Raw genomic sequence first — 18,086 nt, forward strand, 5'->3', positions numbered from 1 at the left:
TGCCCGTGTCCCCTGACCCTGCACTGGAAGTTTCTGGAGATCGCAAATGATTGGAATTGTTGGAATTGTTGTCATTTTCGTGATGGTGTTCGGCGGTTACCTGGCCGCAGGTGGCAAGATGACCATCATTATGAAGTCCCTGCCGTTTGAAATGATGATGATCGGCGGTGCCGCGATCGGTGCGTTTCTGATTAGCAACGACATGGGCGGTGTAAAACATACGATTAAGGACATGGGAAAAGTCTTCAAGGGGCCAAAATGGAAACCCGAGGACTATCGCGACCTGTTGTGCCTTTTGTTCTCACTGATCCGCATCGCGCGTGCAAACCCAGTAGAGGTCGAACAACATATTGAAGAGCCCGAAAGCTCCAGCGTCTTTTCTGCCTACCCCAAGATCCAGGCCGACAAGGAAGCGGTGGATCTTATCTGTGACACAATGCGATCGGCTTCGATGAACTATGACGATCCGCATCAGGTCGAAGAGGTTCTGGAAAAACGGATGGAGGCCAATTTTCACCATGCCATGCACTCCAGCCACGCGCTGCAGACCGTGGCAGACGGCCTGCCCGCGCTCGGAATTGTTGCCGCGGTTCTGGGTGTGATCAAGACAATGGGATCAATCGATCAGCCGCCCGAAGTTTTGGGAAAACTGATCGGTGGCGCTTTGGTCGGTACATTCCTGGGGGTCTTTTTGGCCTATGGGCTTGTCGGCCCGTTTTCGGGCAAGCTGAAATCCGTGGTGGAAGAGGACAACCATTTCTACCAGCTGATCAAAGAGGTTCTGGTTGCCAATCTGCACAATCACAACGCGGCGATGTGCATTGAAGTGGGACGTCAAAACACGCCAACCCATAACCGCCCCGGCTTTACCGAGCTTGAAGACGCGCTGAAGGAACTCAAGCAGGCGGCGGCATGACACGGCTTGGTGCAGTGATTTCGATCCTGATTGCGCTCGCCTCGGGCGCGGCATCACAGGAAGTAACGGTCCGATCTGGCGAGCATGACGGATACACACGCCTAGTGTTCAATGTGCCTACGGACACCGGTTGGGTTTTGGCGCAGCAGAAAAATGGCGCAAAGCTGACCGTGAAGATGGATGACGTCATCTTTCGAACCGGGTCGGTTTTTGGACGCCTGACAACCAATCGTCTGTCGTCCCTCTCGCAATCCCAGCCCGGGGCCGCCTTGGACATGGAGTTCGGGTGCGACTGCGTCGCTTCGGCGTTTTTGTTCAGAAATTCGATGATCGTAGTCGACATTGCACCGGGCATTCCATTGCCACCGCTGACCACTTACATCCCTCCGCCAGTTTTGACCCGCGAACCAGACCGGGAATCTCACCCCGAAGGATTGGGTCCGAAAGTGGATCTGAAGCTACCGCCTCTGAACATGAATGGGCAGGTGTATAAGGATCAGCTATCCGCGCGTCTGCTACAGGGGGCGGATCGGAGCTTGCTTGACCTGAACCTGGCGCCTGTTGGACCTCGTAAATCATCCTCGATTTCGAGTACACCAATTCCGCACGGCCTAAGCTCGAATGTTCATCTGTCGACCGTACTTGACGGTCTGAATGGGTTGCTCAATGCGGAATTGTTGCAGATCGAGGATAGACCGGCCTGTTTCTCGACAGCCGAACTTGATTTTGATCACTGGTCCGATACGCGCCCATTTCAGGATCAGTTGGCCGAACTCAGGACTGGGCTATATCAGGAATTTGATCACCTTGACGACGAACAGGCTGTAAATCTCGCCAAGGTCTACGCGTTTCATGGATTTGGGGCAGAGGCGATCAGGGTGTTGGGCTTGATCGCGGCACGGCCCCCCGAGTTGGCACGGGTTGCCGCCATTGCATATGTCATGGATGATCGACGGGGCTCGGGGCCGAACCCGTTCCACACTCTACAGCGATGTGACAGTGACGCCGCGCTATGGGCGGCTTTGTCGGAACGAAAACTAGCATCCGACGCCGATGTAGAGGCGATCGAGCAAGCTTTTGCCCGGTTACCAGAACATCTTCGTCGTGCTCTCGGGCCAAGACTGTCGGCCATCTTGGTCGATGGTCAGAAATTAGAGGCGGCACGGCGCGTGTTGCGCTCGGTCGATCGTATCGAACCGACTGGAACTCCCAGCGTGATACAAGTTAAAGCCAAGGTCGCCGAAGCCGAAGGTGATGACAAACGCGCTGAAATCTTGCTGGGCGAAGTCGTCTCCAGCCCGGGTGCTTTGACAGAGGCACCTCTGGCACTGGCTCGGCTGGTCGAAAAACGCTGGGCAGATAGGGGTGCAGTATCATCGCAAGAGCTTGGGCTTGCCGCTTCTTATGCGTTGGAATTCCGGCGATCCGAAATCGGGCCTTTGATGGCACGAACGCATGCGGTTGCTCTTGGCCTGAGTCATGAATTCGACGGCGCGCTGGCACTGATCTTAACCTTACCAGACGGAGAAGAGGTTTCAGATACCTTGAACCGGCACCTTCAATTGCTGACCGAGCGGTCAGACGACGTGGTTTTTCTGCGCCAAACATTGGCAATGTCACCAGATTTCACTAGCATGTTGTCGACAGATACAGCGATTGCCCTATCGGACCGCCTCGCATCGCTTGGGTTCGCGACGCAGGCGTTTGCTTTGGCCAACAGACAGCAAGACCGCACCAGACGATCTGAACGGGCGCGGTTGCGGGCTCGCGCAGCACTGATGAACGCCCGCCCACATCAGGCGATGCTAGAGTTGGAAGGCGACGCATCCAAAGATGCCGTTGCGCTGCGGGTTCAGGCCAAAGGTGCCGTTGAAGACTACGCAGCGGCGGGCGAAATGCTTAAGGAACTCGGCGAAACACAGAGGGCCAACCGCTACTTGTGGCTGGCCGGGCTACCGCTCGACCTCAATTCAGAAACGGCAGGGAAATTCGCGGGCATCAATGCAACGACAAAAGCACTGACCGAACCACCGATCCGGTTGGTGGACAGACCATTGGCAGATGCGGCCAATCTGCTGGATGACAGTGCAAAGGCGCGCCAACAGATCGTTGATCTTCTTGAAGCCGTAGAGAGTGAATAGCGTATCGGTCGCCGTGGAAACGTGGTTTCAACGATGTTTGTAGGGCAATAACCATGGCGTGGCTCAAAACCGAGGTCGGCATTTGATTTCAAGAGGTTGGTGGATCGTAGATATGGCCCGCCACATCCGCGTAGTAAGAACTTGCTTCGGTCCAACCCAGAACCGCCTCACGAATGGCCTTGGCCCGCACAAGCCCGACGACAGGGGATGCGAATTGCATGAATTTTTCGATCACCTCTGCCTTGTTCAGCGGTGTTTCGTCGCCTCCACGGGCGTCAACGTGGCCTGACGCCAGGACGCGCCCGTCTGTGGTGGTGATACTGACATCGGCGCTACGACCTTGCGGGAAACGAGCGTTATGATGATCGCTTTCGGCTACGTGAATACGCGGCATTAGTCCGGCGACAACCGGGTCGGATAAGCTGGTGCCCGAGATCTGTTCGACCCCAATCCGCCCATGCAACACGTAGGTAGCTACTGCAAATGCCAGGGAATACTGCGCCTGTGACGTTGTTTCAGGCAAACCGGGAAACAGGCAAACCGCTTCGTGGAAACTGTTGATGTCCAACCTTTCGATTTGCTCATGGGTCAGATCATGCTCCGACATAACCTTGCGCACTCCGTCGATCGCAGCATGGGCCCATCGGCAAATCGGGTAGGGTTTTATGTATTGATGTTCGACCACCCAGAATGCACCCAAGTTATCCCAATGCGGTGCGACCTCGGCAGCCTCGATAGTTATCGCGGGGGCACCGGTGAAGCCGCGCTCGGCCAGGATGGCAGCTGACATTCCGACCATCGCACCCCAGCCTGATCCATCATGCAGCATCGTCGGGTTGGCGATCTCGCGCATCATCTGGCTGCGCGGGCCGTGATATTCGGCGATCCCCATCGCCTGCCGCATTTGTTCAGGTGTTTGCCCACGCAAACGCGCGGCCATGGCCGCCACGCCCAGCGCATTCCAGGCACCAGAGGTGTGATAATCACTGACACTTGCATGCAGCGACAAACCGGCGCGCCCGGCCACCTCGTAACCGGTGATCACAGCCGCCAAAGCCTCTGGTCCCGTCAGATTGGGGCAATGTTCGGCGAGCGCCACGAGCGCGGGCAAGACGACGACGCCGATATGACCCTTAACCGGGTTGAAGCCGTCATGGCCATCCAGATTGTCGGTCTGGGTTGCAGCGGCATAGGCGGCCCCGGCCATACTGACCTGTCGTCCGTCGAACATCATGCGCGCGCTATAGGTAGGGTCGGAACTGGCATAAAGCAACGCCGCCGTATCGCGCGCGATCACCCCGGCCTCCATTGGGCCCGAGGCGATCAGGATCCCCATCGTGTCCAGCATCAACAACGCGGCTGCCGCGCGCGCGCTGGCCGGCATATCCTGCGCCGAACGGTTCAGGGCAAATTCGGCAACGCGGGCGAAGGTGTCCGTCATTTGGCTGCTGCCATCACAGATGGTTTGACATCGCGCAGGCGCAGGCCGTCGGGGTCAAATGGCGGTTTAACCAACAGTTTGGCAGTGTGAGGCCTGCCGAGGATAAATATCTCGACCATGTCGCCGGGCCGCGCCACTTTCGGGTCGGCATAACCAATCGCCAGGGATTTGCCGACCGAATAGCCGTATGCGCCCGACGTCACACGGCCCACGGGTTTACCGTCGGCGGTAAAGATCGGTTCACCACCTGCAGCGTCGGCATCGACCGCATCGACCTCGAAAATCGAAAGCACCTCACGCAGCGCGTTGTCTTTGACAGCCAGATAGGCGTCCTTGTGCAAAAAATCCTTATCGAGCTTGATCAGCCCGGCCAGGCCAACCTCTTGCGGCCAGTATTCCTGAGAATACTCCCGACCCCACGAGCCATAGCCTTTTTCGATGCGTAGAGACCCCAGTGCACGACCGCCTACAGGCCCGCCGTTAAATGTCTTTGCTGCATCTAGTAGGACCGAATAGAGCCTGATTTGATCCTGTTCTGCGCAATGCAGTTCCCACCCCAGATCGCCGGTAAAGCTGACGCGAATAGCCAGACACGTGACCCCGGCCACGTCGATCGTTTGCGAGCGCATAAACCGAAAAGCCTGGTTGGATAGGTCCGCATTTGTCAGGTACTGCAGCACGTCGCGCGACCTTGGCCCTGCCACGTTGAAACCCGCGATACGATCTGTTGCGACCTCAAGCGTGGTGCCTTCGGGCAGATCGACCATGTTGAAGAAGCGCTGATGATAGCGTTCGGCCATGCCAGAGCCGATCATCATGTATTCATCTTCCGCGACTTTTGTGATGGTGAAATCGCCAGCAACGCCGCCCCGGACCGAGATCAGCGGGGTCAGGCACGACCGCCCCACTTCAGTCGGGACCCGGTTGGCCACCAGGCGGTCCAGCCAATCATAGGCCCCTGGACCTTTGATCACATAGTTGGCGAAGTTTGAGATATCGATAACACCGACAGTTTCACGCAGCATTCGCACTTCGCGACCAACCGGTTCCCACCAGTTCTGGCGGGGAAAGCCGTTAGTTTCGACGGTTCCCGGCTGATCCGCGAACCAGAGCGGGTGTTCCCAACCACAGTTGAGACCAAAGACGCAGCCCATCTTTTGTTGCATCTCGTATGAGGGACGGGTGCGGGCAGGGCGACCGGCGCTGCGCTCTTCGTTTGGGAAGTGGATGGCAAAGCGGTGCGAATACTGGTCTTCAACCCGCGCTTTAGTGAATTTCTTGTCCGCCCAATCGCCAAAACGGGCCAGATCCCAGGCAAACATATCGTATTGCGGCTCCCCCTCGATCATCCATTGTGCAGACAGCAGACCCAAACCGCCGGACTGAGAGAAGCCAGGGATGATACCGGTACAACAGAAGTAATTCTGGAGCTCCGGCACTGGCCCCCAGATCGCATTGGCATCCGGGGACCAAATCATCGGGCCGTTGATCACCCGTTTAACCCCTGCTGTGGCGGCAACCGGAACGCGTTCGGTGGCGCGGATGACATTTTCCATGATCCGGTCGAGATCATCGGGGAACAGATCGTGGGCGAAATCCAAAGGCGTGCCGTTCTCGGCCCAAAACCGCATGTCTTTCTCGTAGGCGCCAATCAGTAGGCCGTTGCCCTCTTGGCGAAAGTAGTACTCTCCATCCCGATCGGCGATAGATGGTAGACGGCGACCCAACTCGGCAACTTCATCAATCGCCTCGGTCACAAAATACTGATGCTCGGTCGGTTGCAGGGGAAGTTCGATGCCTGCCAGCGCCGCGACCTCGCGCCCCCAAAGCCCACCGGCGTTGACCACCCATTGTGTGTGGATGTCGCCTTTTTCAGTGCGGACGATCCAGGACCCATCTGGTTGCTGTTCAGTCCCTATTACCGGGCAAAACCGCTCAATCGTGGCACCCATTGCCCGCGCGCCAGCGGCATAGGCGTGGGTCACGCCCGAGGGATCGACATTGCCACCATCGGGTTCAAACATGATGCAACGAACATCATCGAACTGCGCCAGCGGGTGCAGCTCCATCGCCTGTTCGCGGCTGATTTCGTGAAAATTTAGACCGTAGAACTTGGCTTTGGCCTCTTGCAGTCGCAATTGGTGTTCCCGGTCTTCGGTCTGCGCCAGATAGAGCGATCCGGATTGAAACACACCACAGCCCTGCCCGGTTTCCTTCTCCAGCTCTTTGTACAGGTTCATCGTATAATGCTGGATGCGGGTGATATTGTTGTTGTCGTGCAGCCCGTGAATATTCGCCGCCGCGTGCCAGGTTGAACCGCTGGTCAACTCATCCCGTTCCAGCAGGACCACGTCGGTCCAACCGAGCTTGGCCAAATGGTAAAGGATCGAACAACCGACAAGGCCCCCTCCGATAACGACGGCCTGTGCGTGGGTTTTCATGGGATAGTCTCCTGCGTTTCGGGCGTCGCCAGATCGGCTCCGTTGCAGGAAAGTCAGCCACAGGTCGGGATGGGCTTATGCTCTGTTCCCGACGCGAAATGTCGGGAACAGATATCTCATGGCTCGAATAATTCTCAACCAGAGTTGAATCAGTATGGTGCGTCGACGTCATTCATCGAAACATAAACCGTCTTCATATCGCTGAAATGGTTGATCGCCAGCTTGGAATTCTCACGCCCGACGCCTGACATTTTCGATCCACCAAAGGGCGCTTCGACCGGCGCGAGGTTGTAGGTGTTGATATAGCAGGTGCCCGCTTCAAACCCCGCGACGATGCGATGGGCACGGGTCAGATCATTGGTGAACACGCCGGCAGCCAGACCGAATTCGGTGTCATTGGCGCGGGCCAGAACCTCGGCTTCGGTGTCGAAATCCAGAACTGACATGACCGGGCCAAAGATTTCCTCGCGCGCGATGGTCATGTCATCCGTCACATCGGCAAACACGGTAGGCTGCATGTAGTACCCGTCGCCTTCAATCCGTGCACCGCCATAGACCAGCCGTGCGCCCTCAGATTTGCCTTTTTCAACATAACCCAAAGCGATGTTCATTTGGTTTTCGCTGACCATCGGGCCAAAGTTGACCGCTTCATCCATCGGGTCCCCGATTTTCGCTGTGGCGAGACGCTCTGACAGACGGGTCAAAAACGCCTCTTTGATGCCCTTTTGCACAAAGACACGGGTGCCATTCGAACAGACCTGCCCCGAGGAATAAAAATTGCCCAGAATCGCGCCGGATACCGCGTTTTCGATGTCAGCATCGTCAAACACGATCATTGGGGACTTGCCGCCCAATTCCATCGTCACGTGCTTCATGCCATCCGCCGCAGCGGCATAAACTTTACGACCCGTCGGAACCGAACCGGTCAGCGACACTTTGGCCACGCGCGGATCGGTGACCAGCGCAGCACCCACGTCACCGTAGCCTTGGACCACATTGTAGACGCCCTTGGGCGCCCCGGCTTCGATCAGGATCTCGGCAACCTGCAACGCAGATAATGGCGTGGTTTCAGATGGTTTGAAGATCATCGTATTGCCACAGGCCAACGCCGGGGCCCCTTTCCAGCACGCGATCTGGGTCGGGTAGTTCCATGCGCCGATGCCAACACACACGCCCAGCGCCTCGCGGATGGTATAGACAAAGTCCCCACCGCCCAGAGGGATGTGTTCCCCAGTCAGGGATGCAGCCAATCCGCCAAAGTATTCCAACGCGTCGGCGCCGCTGGTTGCGTCCGCCACCAGCGTTTCCTGAAGGGGTTTGCCGGTGTCATGGGTTTCCAGAATCGACAGCGCGCGGTTGCGTTCACGCATGATGTCAGACGCACGGCGCAGGATGCGGCCACGCTCAGTCCCGGACATCGCGGCCCAGGCCTTCTGAGCAGTTTTTGCACTGTCTAGAGCCTTGTTTACGATCGCAGGCGTCGCCGAATGCAGTTGTGCGATCACTTCTCCGGTAGCGGGATAGATCACGTCGATGGGTGCGCCGCTAGTATCTTCGACAAAGGTGCCGTCGATGAAATGGCTGGCCTTGGGCTGAAACTTCATAACCGAGTCCTTTTCCTTGCAAACGTAGCCCCCGGGTCGGTTTCAAGGGGCAGCTCCATTCGGCCCTACCGGTTATTAACTGACCAGTCAATAACACGGCCGAGCAGCCTGGGTTTCAGGTGATCCACCGTCGAAAGCTTGAAATATTAACCAAATGTTCTATATATGTTCTACACAGTCAGAGGATACACCGATGGCCCAGTCTGCTCGAACATTGGCTCCTAACGGCCCTACAAATGATTATCACCTGTTGCCGGTGACAGACCGCCAGATGCGCTATGCCCGCGCAATTGCCGAACAGTCAGCGCTTGAGATTCCTGTTGAGGCGCAGCACGACCGGCGGATGCTGTCGGATTGGATCTCGACACATAAGCCCCGGGCTGCATCCCCTTTTGACAGCTACCCGACCGGAAAGCAGGTCGCCTTTGCCGAGCGGATTTCACGCAGCAAACGCCGCCCGATCCCATCCGAGTGTTTCCGCGACAAACAGCAGATGTCACGCTGGATCGACCAGAACAGATAAGCTGATTAACTGCGGTTGTGGTTATGGGAGTATATGGTGACGGCCGCCGCAACAAACAGGCCCAACAGGATATACCCTGTGACGGCCTCGGCCGCAGCCAAACCCCGGCACAGCCCTGCCGGGGACAGATCGCCGTATCCTACTGTGGTAAAGGTCACGTAGGAGAAATACAGCACATCCGCAGGTCCCTTTGCGCCGATGACGCACAGGTCGCTGTACCCAAACGCGCCATATACGGCTGCAAAAAGAAATGGCACCACCTGAATAAACGACACGCCCATCAAAAACAGAAGCCTGCGGGGCGACTTAACCTGCGTCATGTAGAACCAGGATTGCGAAATCAGCCAGATGACAAGACCGACTGAGGCAAGTGTACCGATGGTATCGCCCGCAGCAGATTCGCTGAGACGGGACAGCCCGTACCAGGCCAGAAAGCTTGCAAAGACCATCCCCGCAGCCGCAACCAGTGTCGATTTCCACTCATCCAGAGTTTTGGGTTCGCGGGACATGACCACTCCGCTTTGATGACATTCGGTCAATCATCCGGCGTCACACCGGCATACGCAACCCGAATTCAGTCCGTACCCAAATGTTCAACGCCGCGCGCTCGGGCCAGCCCGATCTGCTTTTGCCGCTCGCGAAAGCGCGTTTTGTCCGCCTCAGACGTTTCGTTGATGCATCGGTGGCAAGACACTCCGTGTTCGTATTCGGCGCGCTTCACGTCTTCGGGCAGGATAGGCCGACGACACCCGTGGCACAGTTTGTGTGGCCCTTCGACCAGCCCATGCCCGACCGAGACCCGGTTGTCGAAAACAAAGCAATCGCCCTGCCAGGTGCTGTCTTCCGCTGGCATTTCCTCAAGATAGCGCAGGATGCCGCCTTTCAGATGATAGACATCCTCTAACCCCTGACCTAGCAGATAGTTGGTGGATTTCTCGCAGCGGATGCCACCGGTGCAGAACATCGCGACGCGCTTGTTATGGAACCGTTCTTTGTTCTGCTCCCACCAAACGGGAAAATCACGGAAACTGCTTGTTTCAGGGTCTATTGCGCCCTCAAATGTGCCAATCGCAACTTCGTAATCGTTGCGGGTGTCGATCACCACCACGTCGTCCGCACGGATCAGATCATTCCACTCTTCCGGCTCGACATAGTTGCCGACGCGGGCGCGCGGGTCGACATCCGGCTGACCCATGGTGACGATCTCTTTCTTCAGACGCACCTTCATTTTGCCAAACGGCGGATCTTCGGCAGTGGCCTCTTTCCAATCCAGATCGGCGCAACCCGGCAAAGCCTTGATATGGGCCAGCACTGCGTCAATCCCGGCGCGGGGTCCGGCGATGGTGCCATTGATCCCCTCTTGCGCCAATAACAGTGTGCCTTTGACCGATTGGGCGCGGCACAGCTCTGCCAACGGGTCACGCAGGAAGGCGTGATCAGCAAAACGGGTAAAGTGATATAGGGCAGCGATCGTGTACATACGCGCGGTCTAAACCCGCTGGGCCAGAGTCGCAAGGGATCGGATTGACGCCCCGCACGCGGCCCCCTACCCATACTGCAGATAAAGGAGATCGCCATGACCCATGCCTTGATCGTAATCGATGTCCAGAACGATTTTTGCCCAGGCGGGGCGCTGGCCGTGACCGGAGGAGACGAGATCGTCGCGCCAATCAATGCCATGATGGATGAATTCGACGCCGTGATCCTAACGCAAGACTGGCATCCGGCCGGACATTCTTCGTTCGCGAACTCGCACCTGGGCAAAGCACCTTTCGAGATGACAGAGATGCCTTATGGTCCACAGGTTCTGTGGCCTGATCATTGCATTCAGGGATCGCATGGCGCAGCTTTCCATCCCGATTTGCGGACGGACGCTGACCTGATCCTGCGCAAAGGGTTCCGCCCAGCCATCGACAGCTATTCCGCCTTTTTTGAGAATGATCACAAAACGCCAACAGGGCTAAAAGGATATCTGGACACGCGCGGAATAGACCGGCTGACATTGGTGGGATTGGCCACCGATTTCTGTGTTCACTACTCAGCCGTGGATGCGACGAAACTGGGGTTTGACGTCACGGTGCAAACGAAAGTCTGCAGAGCAATAGATATGGATGGATCGCTACAGGCCGCCGAAAATGCCATGCGCGCGTCGGGCGTCGTGCTGGCTTAGGGCGACACGCCAGCGGCAGCCAAGTATTTTAACAAGGCGATTAGAATAACAGCCAAGCCCAGGGCCAAACCAATTCGCCCTGGCACACTGCGTCTTTGATCTTTGGCGGGCGGATATTGCGCCTCGTCATGCGCAATCGCTGCGGCACCGATCACGCCATTCACCGGTTGTGCATGCCTGACATGATGCAGAAACTGCCGGAAATCGAATTCCCCGGAATACTCGCCCTGAATCCCACTGGTTTTGATATTTGCGAACAGATCACGCAGAATGCGGTCTCGATCAGGCTCATCAGCAGGTGGGTAAACGCCGGGCGCAATCCCACTGTCATGGGCCTCAAGCCCGAACCCGGCATCCGAAAACATGCCGCGGATCTTGGGGGACGCGCCACGCAGCGCATCAGCCGTCTTGATATCCCGAAACAACGCGCGCACCTCGACGCCTTCAGCGCAGCCGGTGGTGCTCAGGTCAGGATCAATGTCGCTCGACGTCTTAGTGACTATATCAAAATCGTATTTGAGGGCCATTCACCAGGTTCAGCCTTCTCTATTCATTCTGCCCCCTCACTAATCTGGGAAAACCACGCACAATATGCCCGTAATGTGACGTCATCCGGGCATTGTCATCAAATCAGCGACTCTTGCCAATCAGCGTGACGATTGATCTAACAACGGAAATCGCAGGAGTTCCCCATGGTCGACATCGCGACCCGTGTCTACAATCACAAATGGCAGATCGACCCGATTGTGCGGTCTCTGATCGATACGGATTTCTACAAACTTTTGATGTGCCAATCCGTGTTTCGCAACAAACCGCAAACTGATGTCACGTTTTCGCTGATCAACCGATCACTTCATGTGCCACTCGCCCAACTGATCGACGAAGGCGAGCTGCGCGAGCAGCTGGATCATATCCGCTCACTCAGTCTCAGCCGTGGCGAAAGCACCTGGTTGCGGGGCAACATGTTCTACGGAAAACGCCAGATGTTCCGCTCAGATTTCATGGAGTGGTTTGAGAACTTGCGCTTGCCACCTTACCATCTGGAGCGCAAAGGCGATCAGTACGAGCTGACCTTTGAAGGCAAATGGCACGAGGTGATGTTGTGGGAAATCCCTGCGTTGGCCGTTCTGATGGAACTGCGTTCGCGGGCCGTCCTGAACGACATGCGCCGGTTCGAATTGCAGGTGCTTTATGCCCGCGCGATGACCCGTGTTTGGGAAAAGATCGAACCACTCAGCTCGATCGACGGACTAAGCATCGCAGATTTCGGAACCCGTCGCAGACATTCATTCCTTTGGCAGGATTGGTGTGTTCAGGCGATGATGGAAGGGTTGGGCGAGTCGTTTACCGGAACCTCGAACTGTCTGATCGCAATGCGCCGCGAAGTTGAAGCGATCGGGACCAACGCCCACGAACTTCCTATGGTGTATTCCGCTTTGGCCGCCACGGATGACGACCTGGCCCAGGCCCCTTATGACGTGCTGAGCGATTGGCACGATGAACACGATGGAAACCTGCGTATTATCTTGCCGGACACCTATGGGACCATAGGATTCCTGGATCGCGCCCCCGACTGGCTGGCCGGCTGGACTGGGATTCGCATTGACAGCGGCGATCCGGCGGCAGGCGCTGAAGTCGCAATAAATTGGTGGCAGTCGCGGGGCGAGGATCCGCAAGAAAAGCGCGTCATATTCTCAGACGGGCTGGACGTCGACAAAATACAGGAATTGCACAGCCAGTTTGCCCATCGCACCAAGGTGTCTTTCGGTTGGGGAACATTGCTGACCAATGATTTCCGTGGGCTTGTGCCCAATGACGCGCTCGCCCCGTTTTCGCTGGTCTGCAAGGCGGTTTCCGCCAATGGCCAACCGACCGTGAAACTGTCGGACAACCCGGAAAAGGCGATGGGTCCGGCGGATCAGATCGACCGCTACAAGCAGGTGTTTGGTGTTGGTGCCCAGCAGCCCATCGAAGTGATCGTTTAGCCGTGAAAGGCCGCCACGGTCTTAAGTTGCGAAAGCCCATACAGGGCTTCGAATCCTTTTTCGCGGCCGTGACCGGATTTTCCAACCCCGCCAAACGGCAACTCGACCCCGCCTCCGGCACCGTAGTTGTTGATGAACACTTGTCCCGAATCTAGCCGCTTGGCCAAACGCATCTGGCGCGCGCCATCGCGGGTCCAGACGCTGGCAACAAGGCCGTAATCGGTGCTATTGGCTATGGTTAGAGCCTCATCTTCGGTGTCAAATGGGATCAGAACCTGAACCGGGCCGAAAATTTCCTGCTGCGCCAGAACGTGATTTGGTGGCACATCCGAGAACAAGGTGGGCCGCACATAGGCCCCGCCTTTCGGCGCTGTTTTGACGATATCTCCTTGCGCCGCGATGCTAAGGTCGGCGCCCTTGGTAAGAAACCCGGTCACGATCTCTTTCTGGCGGGCCGAGATCAACGGCCCGACCCGCAAATCGTCTTGCGCCGGGCCAACACTAAGCTGCGTGTAGGCGTCTGCCATACGTTCTTTGACCTGATCATAAACCCCACGCTGCACCAGAATACGCGATGAGGCCGAGCAGGTCTGGCCCGCATTCTGGATCCCCGCATTCACAAGAAAGGGCAGCGCTGCATCAAGATCAGCATCATCAAAGACAAGCTGCGGGGATTTCCCGCCCAATTCCAAGGTGACTGGAACAACGTTTCGCCCCGCCGCCTGCTGCACCAGCGCACCCGTCGCCACCGATCCGGTGAACGAGATGTGATCAATGCCCGGATGTTCCGACAAGGCCGCACCTGCCTCGGCACCTAGTCCCGGTACCACATTCAGCGCCCCGTCCGGCAGCCCTGCCTCTTGCGCCAGATGGGCAAAGGCCAGTGCTGTCAGACAGGCCTCTTCTGCTGGTTTCAGCACACAGGCATTGCCCATAGCCAACGCCGCTCCAACGGATCGTCCGATGATCTGCATCGGGTAGTTCCACGGCACGATGTGGCCTGTGATCCCGTGCGGTTCACGCAAAGTGTATACGGTGTAGCCATCTAGGTACGGGATGGTCTCACCCATCACCTTGTCGGCTGCGCCCCCATAGAATTCGCAATACCGCGCCAGGGCCACCGCATCTGCGCGTGCCTGCGTCAATGGTTTACCAACATCCAACGCCTCGAGCAGGGTCAGGTCTTCGACCCTGTCCAGCACCAATTGTCCCAGACGGCTTAGGATACGACCGCGCTCCAACGCGGTCATCCGGCCCCAAGCCCCCTCGCGCGCGGCCCTTGCAGCCTTTACAGCTTTAGCAATATCTGCTGCCGTCCCGCGCGCGATCCGGCAAATCTCGGACCCGTCCGACGGGTTGACCAGAGGCAACGTGTCTCGGGACGCAGGTGCAGCCCATGTTCCACCAATCAGGCAAAGGCTGGGATCGAACCAGAGGGGAAGTGTCATGTCGGACTCCAATTTCGGCTCTAACTAACGGGATTCATGCGATACCCAATTCAGGTAGTCGCGGCGCCGCCGCGATCAGTTTTTGGGTATAGCCATGCTGCGGATCAGCAAAGACAGATTCTGTCTCACCCTGTTCCACGATTTTGCCCGCCCGCATCACCATCACCCTGTCGGAGATTGTCCGAACAACGCTCAGATCGTGACTGATGAACAAGTAGGTCAGGTCATAGGCCGCGCAAAGTTCGACCAGCAGATCCAGGATTTGTGCCCGGACAGAAACGTCGAGCGCTGAAACCGCCTCGTCAAACAGGATCAGCTCGGGCCGGATGATCAATGCGCGGGCGATCGCAATGCGTTGTCGCTGACCGCCCGAAAATTCGTGAATGTACTTGTTGGCGTCATCGGGGCTGAGGCCAACAGCCGTCAGGATTTCTGCGATACGATCCTGTCGCTCGATTCCCGCAGGAGGGTGATCCAGCAGATGAAACGGCTCGGTGATCAATCGGGCAACGCGATGGCGCGGATTGAAACTGCCAAACGGATCCTGAAACACCACCTGCATCTTCCGACGCACCGCCAAATTGGGTTTGTGGCCTGCGAAAACAGGCTGGCCGTCCAGCAGAATTTGCCCCTGTTGCATTTCTTCAAGGCCCAAAATCGCCCGTGTTAGGGTCGATTTCCCGCACCCGGACTCGCCCACAAGCCCCAGTCGCTCCCCTTTGTTCAGGGCGAAGCTTACACGATCCACCGCGCGGTGCTGCCCCGGAACCGTAAACAGATGCTGTCGTGGCATTCGATACTCTCGAACCACATCCGCGACCTCAAGCAACGGGGTCGGTTCTACTGGTTCAGGAAGCGTCACCTGATGGCCGGACGCCTCAAACAGCATTCGGGTATAGGGGTGCTGCATGTGCCGAAGCAAATGCGCGGTTGCACCGGTTTCGACCACCTTGCCGTGGCGCATCACTACAATCTGATCGGCCAGATCGGCGACAACGGCCAGATCGTGGGTGATCATCAACAGGCCCATGTCGTATTCCGTAACCAACCCTTTGAGCAGGTCGAGGATCTGCGCTTGTGTGGTGACATCCAGCGCCGTTGTCGGCTCATCTGCGATTAGCAATCGGGGAGGCAGGGCGATGGCCATCGCGATCACAACCCTTTGCCGCTGACCGCCAGACAATTCGTGCGGATAGCGTGACAGGGGGAATTTATCGGGTGGCAAACCAACCCGGGTCATAACCTCCTTTGCCCGTTCCCGTGCACCCGCAGGAGACATGGCCTTGTGGATCAGGATGGCTTCCATCACCTGATCGCCAATGGTTTTAACCGGGTTCAGGGCCGTCATTGGTTCCTGAAACACCATTCCGATGGAAGACCCACGTAGTTGGCACATCTCTGCCTCAGGGCGGTTCAGTACCTCTTGCCCGTCCAGCAGAATAGACCCTTCGGCCCGGGCGCCGTTTGGTAGCAGCTGCATGACCGTCAAAGCAGTCATCGACTTGCCCGAGCCGCTTTCGCCGGTTACCGCCACGATTTCCCCCGGCGCAATCGACAGGTTGACGTGGCTCAGAATGGTCGTCCCGTGGATCCCCAGAGAAAGATCATTGATCTGCAGTAGTGTCATGCCCGCGCCACCCGGATACGAGGGTCAAGCCAATCTCGCAACCCGTCCCCAAGCAGATTCAAGCCCAACACCGTCACTATGATTGCAAACCCCGGAATCAGAGCCAAATGCGGGGCAAAACTGACCATTGTCTGTGCATCGGCCAGCATCCGCCCCCAGCTGGGCGTTGGCGGTTGCGCTCCCAATCCAACGTAAGACAAGCCTGCCTCGGCAAGAATACCAAGGCTGAACTGGATCGTCCCCTGAACGATCAGCAAGTTGGCGACATTTGGCAAAATATGCTCGGCCGAAATGCGTGCTGCGCCTTTCCCGGCGACGCGGGCGGCAAGGATGAACTCACGTTCCCACAAGGACAGCGCTGCGCCGCGGGTAATGCGCGCGAAAACGGGAATGTTGAAGATGCCGATGGCGATGATGGCATTGACCGCGCCTGCACCAAACACCGCTGTGATCAGGATGGCGATGACCAAAGACGGGAACGCAAAAACCAGATCATTGCCGCGCATGATCAACTCGTCCGACCACGATCCCTTTCGCGCCGCCGCCGCCAAGCCCAAAGGCACGCCCAGCGCCATACCGATGCCGACGGCAACCAACGCGACAGCAATCGACGTCCGCGCCCCAACCATGATCATCGAGAATATGTCGCGGCCGAAATGATCTGTCCCGAACCAATGCATTGCGTTGGGGGGTTGCAGTTTGTCGGGAATGTTCAGCGTAGCATAGTTGTATGGCGTCCAGACAAAGGACACCAAAGCCGCCAATAGAACCAGTGAAGACAAACACGCGCCAAGGATCAAGTTGCGGCTCATGTCCGGCCCCTCAGCCTTGGATCAACGGCGGCATAAGCCAGATCGACCAAAAAATTCACGGTGATCACCGCGAAAACCAGCAGCATGACCACGGATTCGACCACGATCAGGTCACGGGCTGAAATCGCCTGGAACACCAGCCGGCCCAAACCCGGCAGGTAAAAGACCTGCTCGATGATGATGGATCCGGCCAGAAGGAAGGAAAACTGCAACCCGATGATGGTCAGAACCGGGATCAGCGCATTCCTCACCCCATGACGCCAGAGCGCCTGTCGGGGGTTGAGCCCTTTGGCGCGCGCTGTCCGCATGAAATCTTCGCCCAGAATGTCCAGCAAGGCCGACCGCATGACACGCGCCAGAATGGCCGCCTGTGGCAAGGCCAGTGCGATGGCGGGCAACGTTAGCGAATGCAGCCCGGTCCAAATCCCTTTGTCCCATCCCGAAAACCCGCCGGCATTGAACCAACGCAGGTTGATGGCAAAGATCAGCACCAGCATCATCGCGAACCAGAAATTGGGCACGGCAACACCCAATTGCGTGGCGCCCATCACGGCCAGATCACCGGGTTTGCCCCGGCGCGCAGCCGCATAGATCCCGGCGGGAAAGGCAATCAGGGTGGACAGGGTCAGCGCATAAAGTGCCAGCGGCAGTGACACCCAAAGGCGGTCGGCAATCATCTGCGACACCGGGGTACGATACGTATAGGATGTGCCAAAGTCCCCAACCAGCATGCCACTGACCCAGTTAAAGTATCGCAGCGCCTTGGACACATCCAACCCAAGTTCCGCGCGCAGAGCGGCCAGTGTGTCGGCCTGCGCGTTCACCCCAAGCATGAAAGACGCCGGATCGCCCGGCGCAATCTCGATCACCGCAAAAATGACGACCGAGGCAACGGCAAGACTCAGGATAAGCGAGAGTAGGCGTTTGAGGGCATAGCGTAGCATTGGCAACAGGTTAAGTGCGCTTGCTGCCCGGGTC

Annotated in this window: 15 protein-coding genes; 5 read left to right on the forward strand and 10 right to left on the reverse strand. The window is 57.4% G+C overall.

Annotated elements, in window-relative coordinates; genetic code table 11:
• The first annotated feature begins 46 nt into the window (after positions 1-46).
• Both motA and D9K61_RS18790 read left to right on the forward strand, forming a co-directional pair.
• Positions 47-916, forward strand: coding sequence for a flagellar motor stator protein MotA (motA, locus tag D9K61_RS18785; protein WP_120634725.1), 870 nt, complete (start codon positions 47-49; stop codon positions 914-916).
• Positions 913-3,057, forward strand: a complete 2,145-nt coding sequence (locus D9K61_RS18790) for a hypothetical protein (protein WP_120634726.1) — start codon at positions 913-915, stop codon at positions 3,055-3,057. The genes motA and D9K61_RS18790 overlap by 4 nt, the downstream gene beginning before the upstream one ends.
• 88 nt (positions 3,058-3,145) lie before the next feature.
• Here the strand turns inward: D9K61_RS18790 and D9K61_RS18795 are convergent, their stop codons facing one another.
• The 3 genes from D9K61_RS18795 to betB form a co-directional block, all read right to left on the reverse strand.
• Positions 3,146-4,498 (reverse strand): MmgE/PrpD family protein, encoded by a 1,353-nt coding sequence (locus tag D9K61_RS18795; RefSeq protein WP_120634727.1) that lies wholly within the window; start codon positions 4,496-4,498, stop codon positions 3,146-3,148.
• Positions 4,495-6,939, reverse strand: coding sequence for an FAD-dependent oxidoreductase (locus tag D9K61_RS18800; protein ID WP_120634728.1), 2,445 nt, complete (start codon positions 6,937-6,939; stop codon positions 4,495-4,497). The genes D9K61_RS18795 and D9K61_RS18800 overlap by 4 nt, the downstream gene beginning before the upstream one ends.
• Positions 6,940-7,088: 149 nt before the next feature.
• Positions 7,089-8,543, reverse strand: a complete 1,455-nt coding sequence (gene betB / locus D9K61_RS18805; RefSeq protein ID WP_120634729.1) for a betaine-aldehyde dehydrogenase — start codon at positions 8,541-8,543, stop codon at positions 7,089-7,091.
• Positions 8,544-8,736: 193 nt separating this feature from the next.
• On the opposite strand from betB, the gene D9K61_RS18810 reads away from it, so the two are divergent.
• Positions 8,737-9,066 carry a hypothetical protein gene (locus D9K61_RS18810; RefSeq protein WP_120634730.1) on the forward strand — a complete coding sequence of 110 codons (330 nt, stop codon included), beginning with the start codon at positions 8,737-8,739 and terminating at the stop codon, positions 9,064-9,066.
• A 5-nt stretch (positions 9,067-9,071) separates the two neighbouring features.
• Here D9K61_RS18810 and D9K61_RS18815 read toward each other — a convergent pair whose 3' ends face one another.
• The gene (locus D9K61_RS18815; RefSeq protein ID WP_120634731.1) at positions 9,072-9,575 is read right to left on the reverse strand and encodes a potassium channel family protein; all 504 of its coding nucleotides are present in this window, start codon (positions 9,573-9,575) and stop codon (positions 9,072-9,074) included.
• 65 nt (positions 9,576-9,640) lie between these two features.
• Entirely contained in the window at positions 9,641-10,546 is a 906-nt protein-coding gene (locus D9K61_RS18820; RefSeq protein WP_120634732.1) for a rhodanese-related sulfurtransferase, read from the reverse strand.
• A gap of 96 nt (positions 10,547-10,642) precedes the next feature.
• Here D9K61_RS18820 and pncA point away from each other — a divergent pair, with 96 nt between their 5' ends.
• Positions 10,643-11,236: a bifunctional nicotinamidase/pyrazinamidase gene (pncA, locus tag D9K61_RS18825; RefSeq protein ID WP_120634733.1), complete on the forward strand. Its 594-nt coding sequence runs from the start codon at positions 10,643-10,645 to the stop codon at positions 11,234-11,236.
• On the opposite strand, the gene D9K61_RS18830 is transcribed toward pncA, so the two are convergent.
• A complete protein-coding gene (locus D9K61_RS18830; protein WP_120634734.1) occupies positions 11,233-11,763 on the reverse strand; it encodes a hypothetical protein in 531 nt (176 codons plus the stop codon). The two genes, pncA and D9K61_RS18830, sit on opposite strands and share 4 nt — an antisense overlap.
• A gap of 165 nt (positions 11,764-11,928) precedes the next feature.
• On the opposite strand from D9K61_RS18830, the gene pncB reads away from it, so the two are divergent.
• On the forward strand, positions 11,929-13,221 hold the full coding sequence (gene pncB, locus D9K61_RS18835; RefSeq protein ID WP_120634735.1) for a nicotinate phosphoribosyltransferase: 1,293 nt from the start codon (positions 11,929-11,931) through the stop codon (positions 13,219-13,221).
• Here pncB and D9K61_RS18840 read toward each other — a convergent pair.
• From D9K61_RS18840 to D9K61_RS18855, 4 genes are read right to left on the reverse strand one after another with little or no spacing between them, the layout of a single operon-like run.
• Positions 13,218-14,669 carry an aldehyde dehydrogenase family protein gene (locus D9K61_RS18840; protein WP_120634736.1) on the reverse strand — a complete coding sequence of 484 codons (1,452 nt, stop codon included), beginning with the start codon at positions 14,667-14,669 and terminating at the stop codon, positions 13,218-13,220. The two genes, pncB and D9K61_RS18840, sit on opposite strands and share 4 nt — an antisense overlap.
• Before the next feature lie 34 nt (positions 14,670-14,703).
• Positions 14,704-16,296, reverse strand: a complete 1,593-nt coding sequence (locus tag D9K61_RS18845; RefSeq protein WP_120634737.1) for an ABC transporter ATP-binding protein — start codon at positions 16,294-16,296, stop codon at positions 14,704-14,706.
• Positions 16,293-17,108: an ABC transporter permease gene (locus D9K61_RS18850; RefSeq protein ID WP_120634738.1), complete on the reverse strand. Its 816-nt coding sequence runs from the start codon at positions 17,106-17,108 to the stop codon at positions 16,293-16,295. The genes D9K61_RS18845 and D9K61_RS18850 overlap by 4 nt, the downstream gene beginning before the upstream one ends.
• Positions 17,105-18,052, reverse strand: coding sequence for an ABC transporter permease (locus D9K61_RS18855; RefSeq protein WP_120634739.1), 948 nt, complete (start codon positions 18,050-18,052; stop codon positions 17,105-17,107). Before D9K61_RS18855 ends, D9K61_RS18850 begins: the two co-directional genes overlap by 4 nt.
• Positions 18,053-18,086: the final 34 nt, after the last annotated feature.

The organism is Ruegeria sp. EL01 (assembly GCF_900313035.1).
GTDB lineage: Bacteria > Pseudomonadota > Alphaproteobacteria > Rhodobacterales > Rhodobacteraceae > Ruegeria.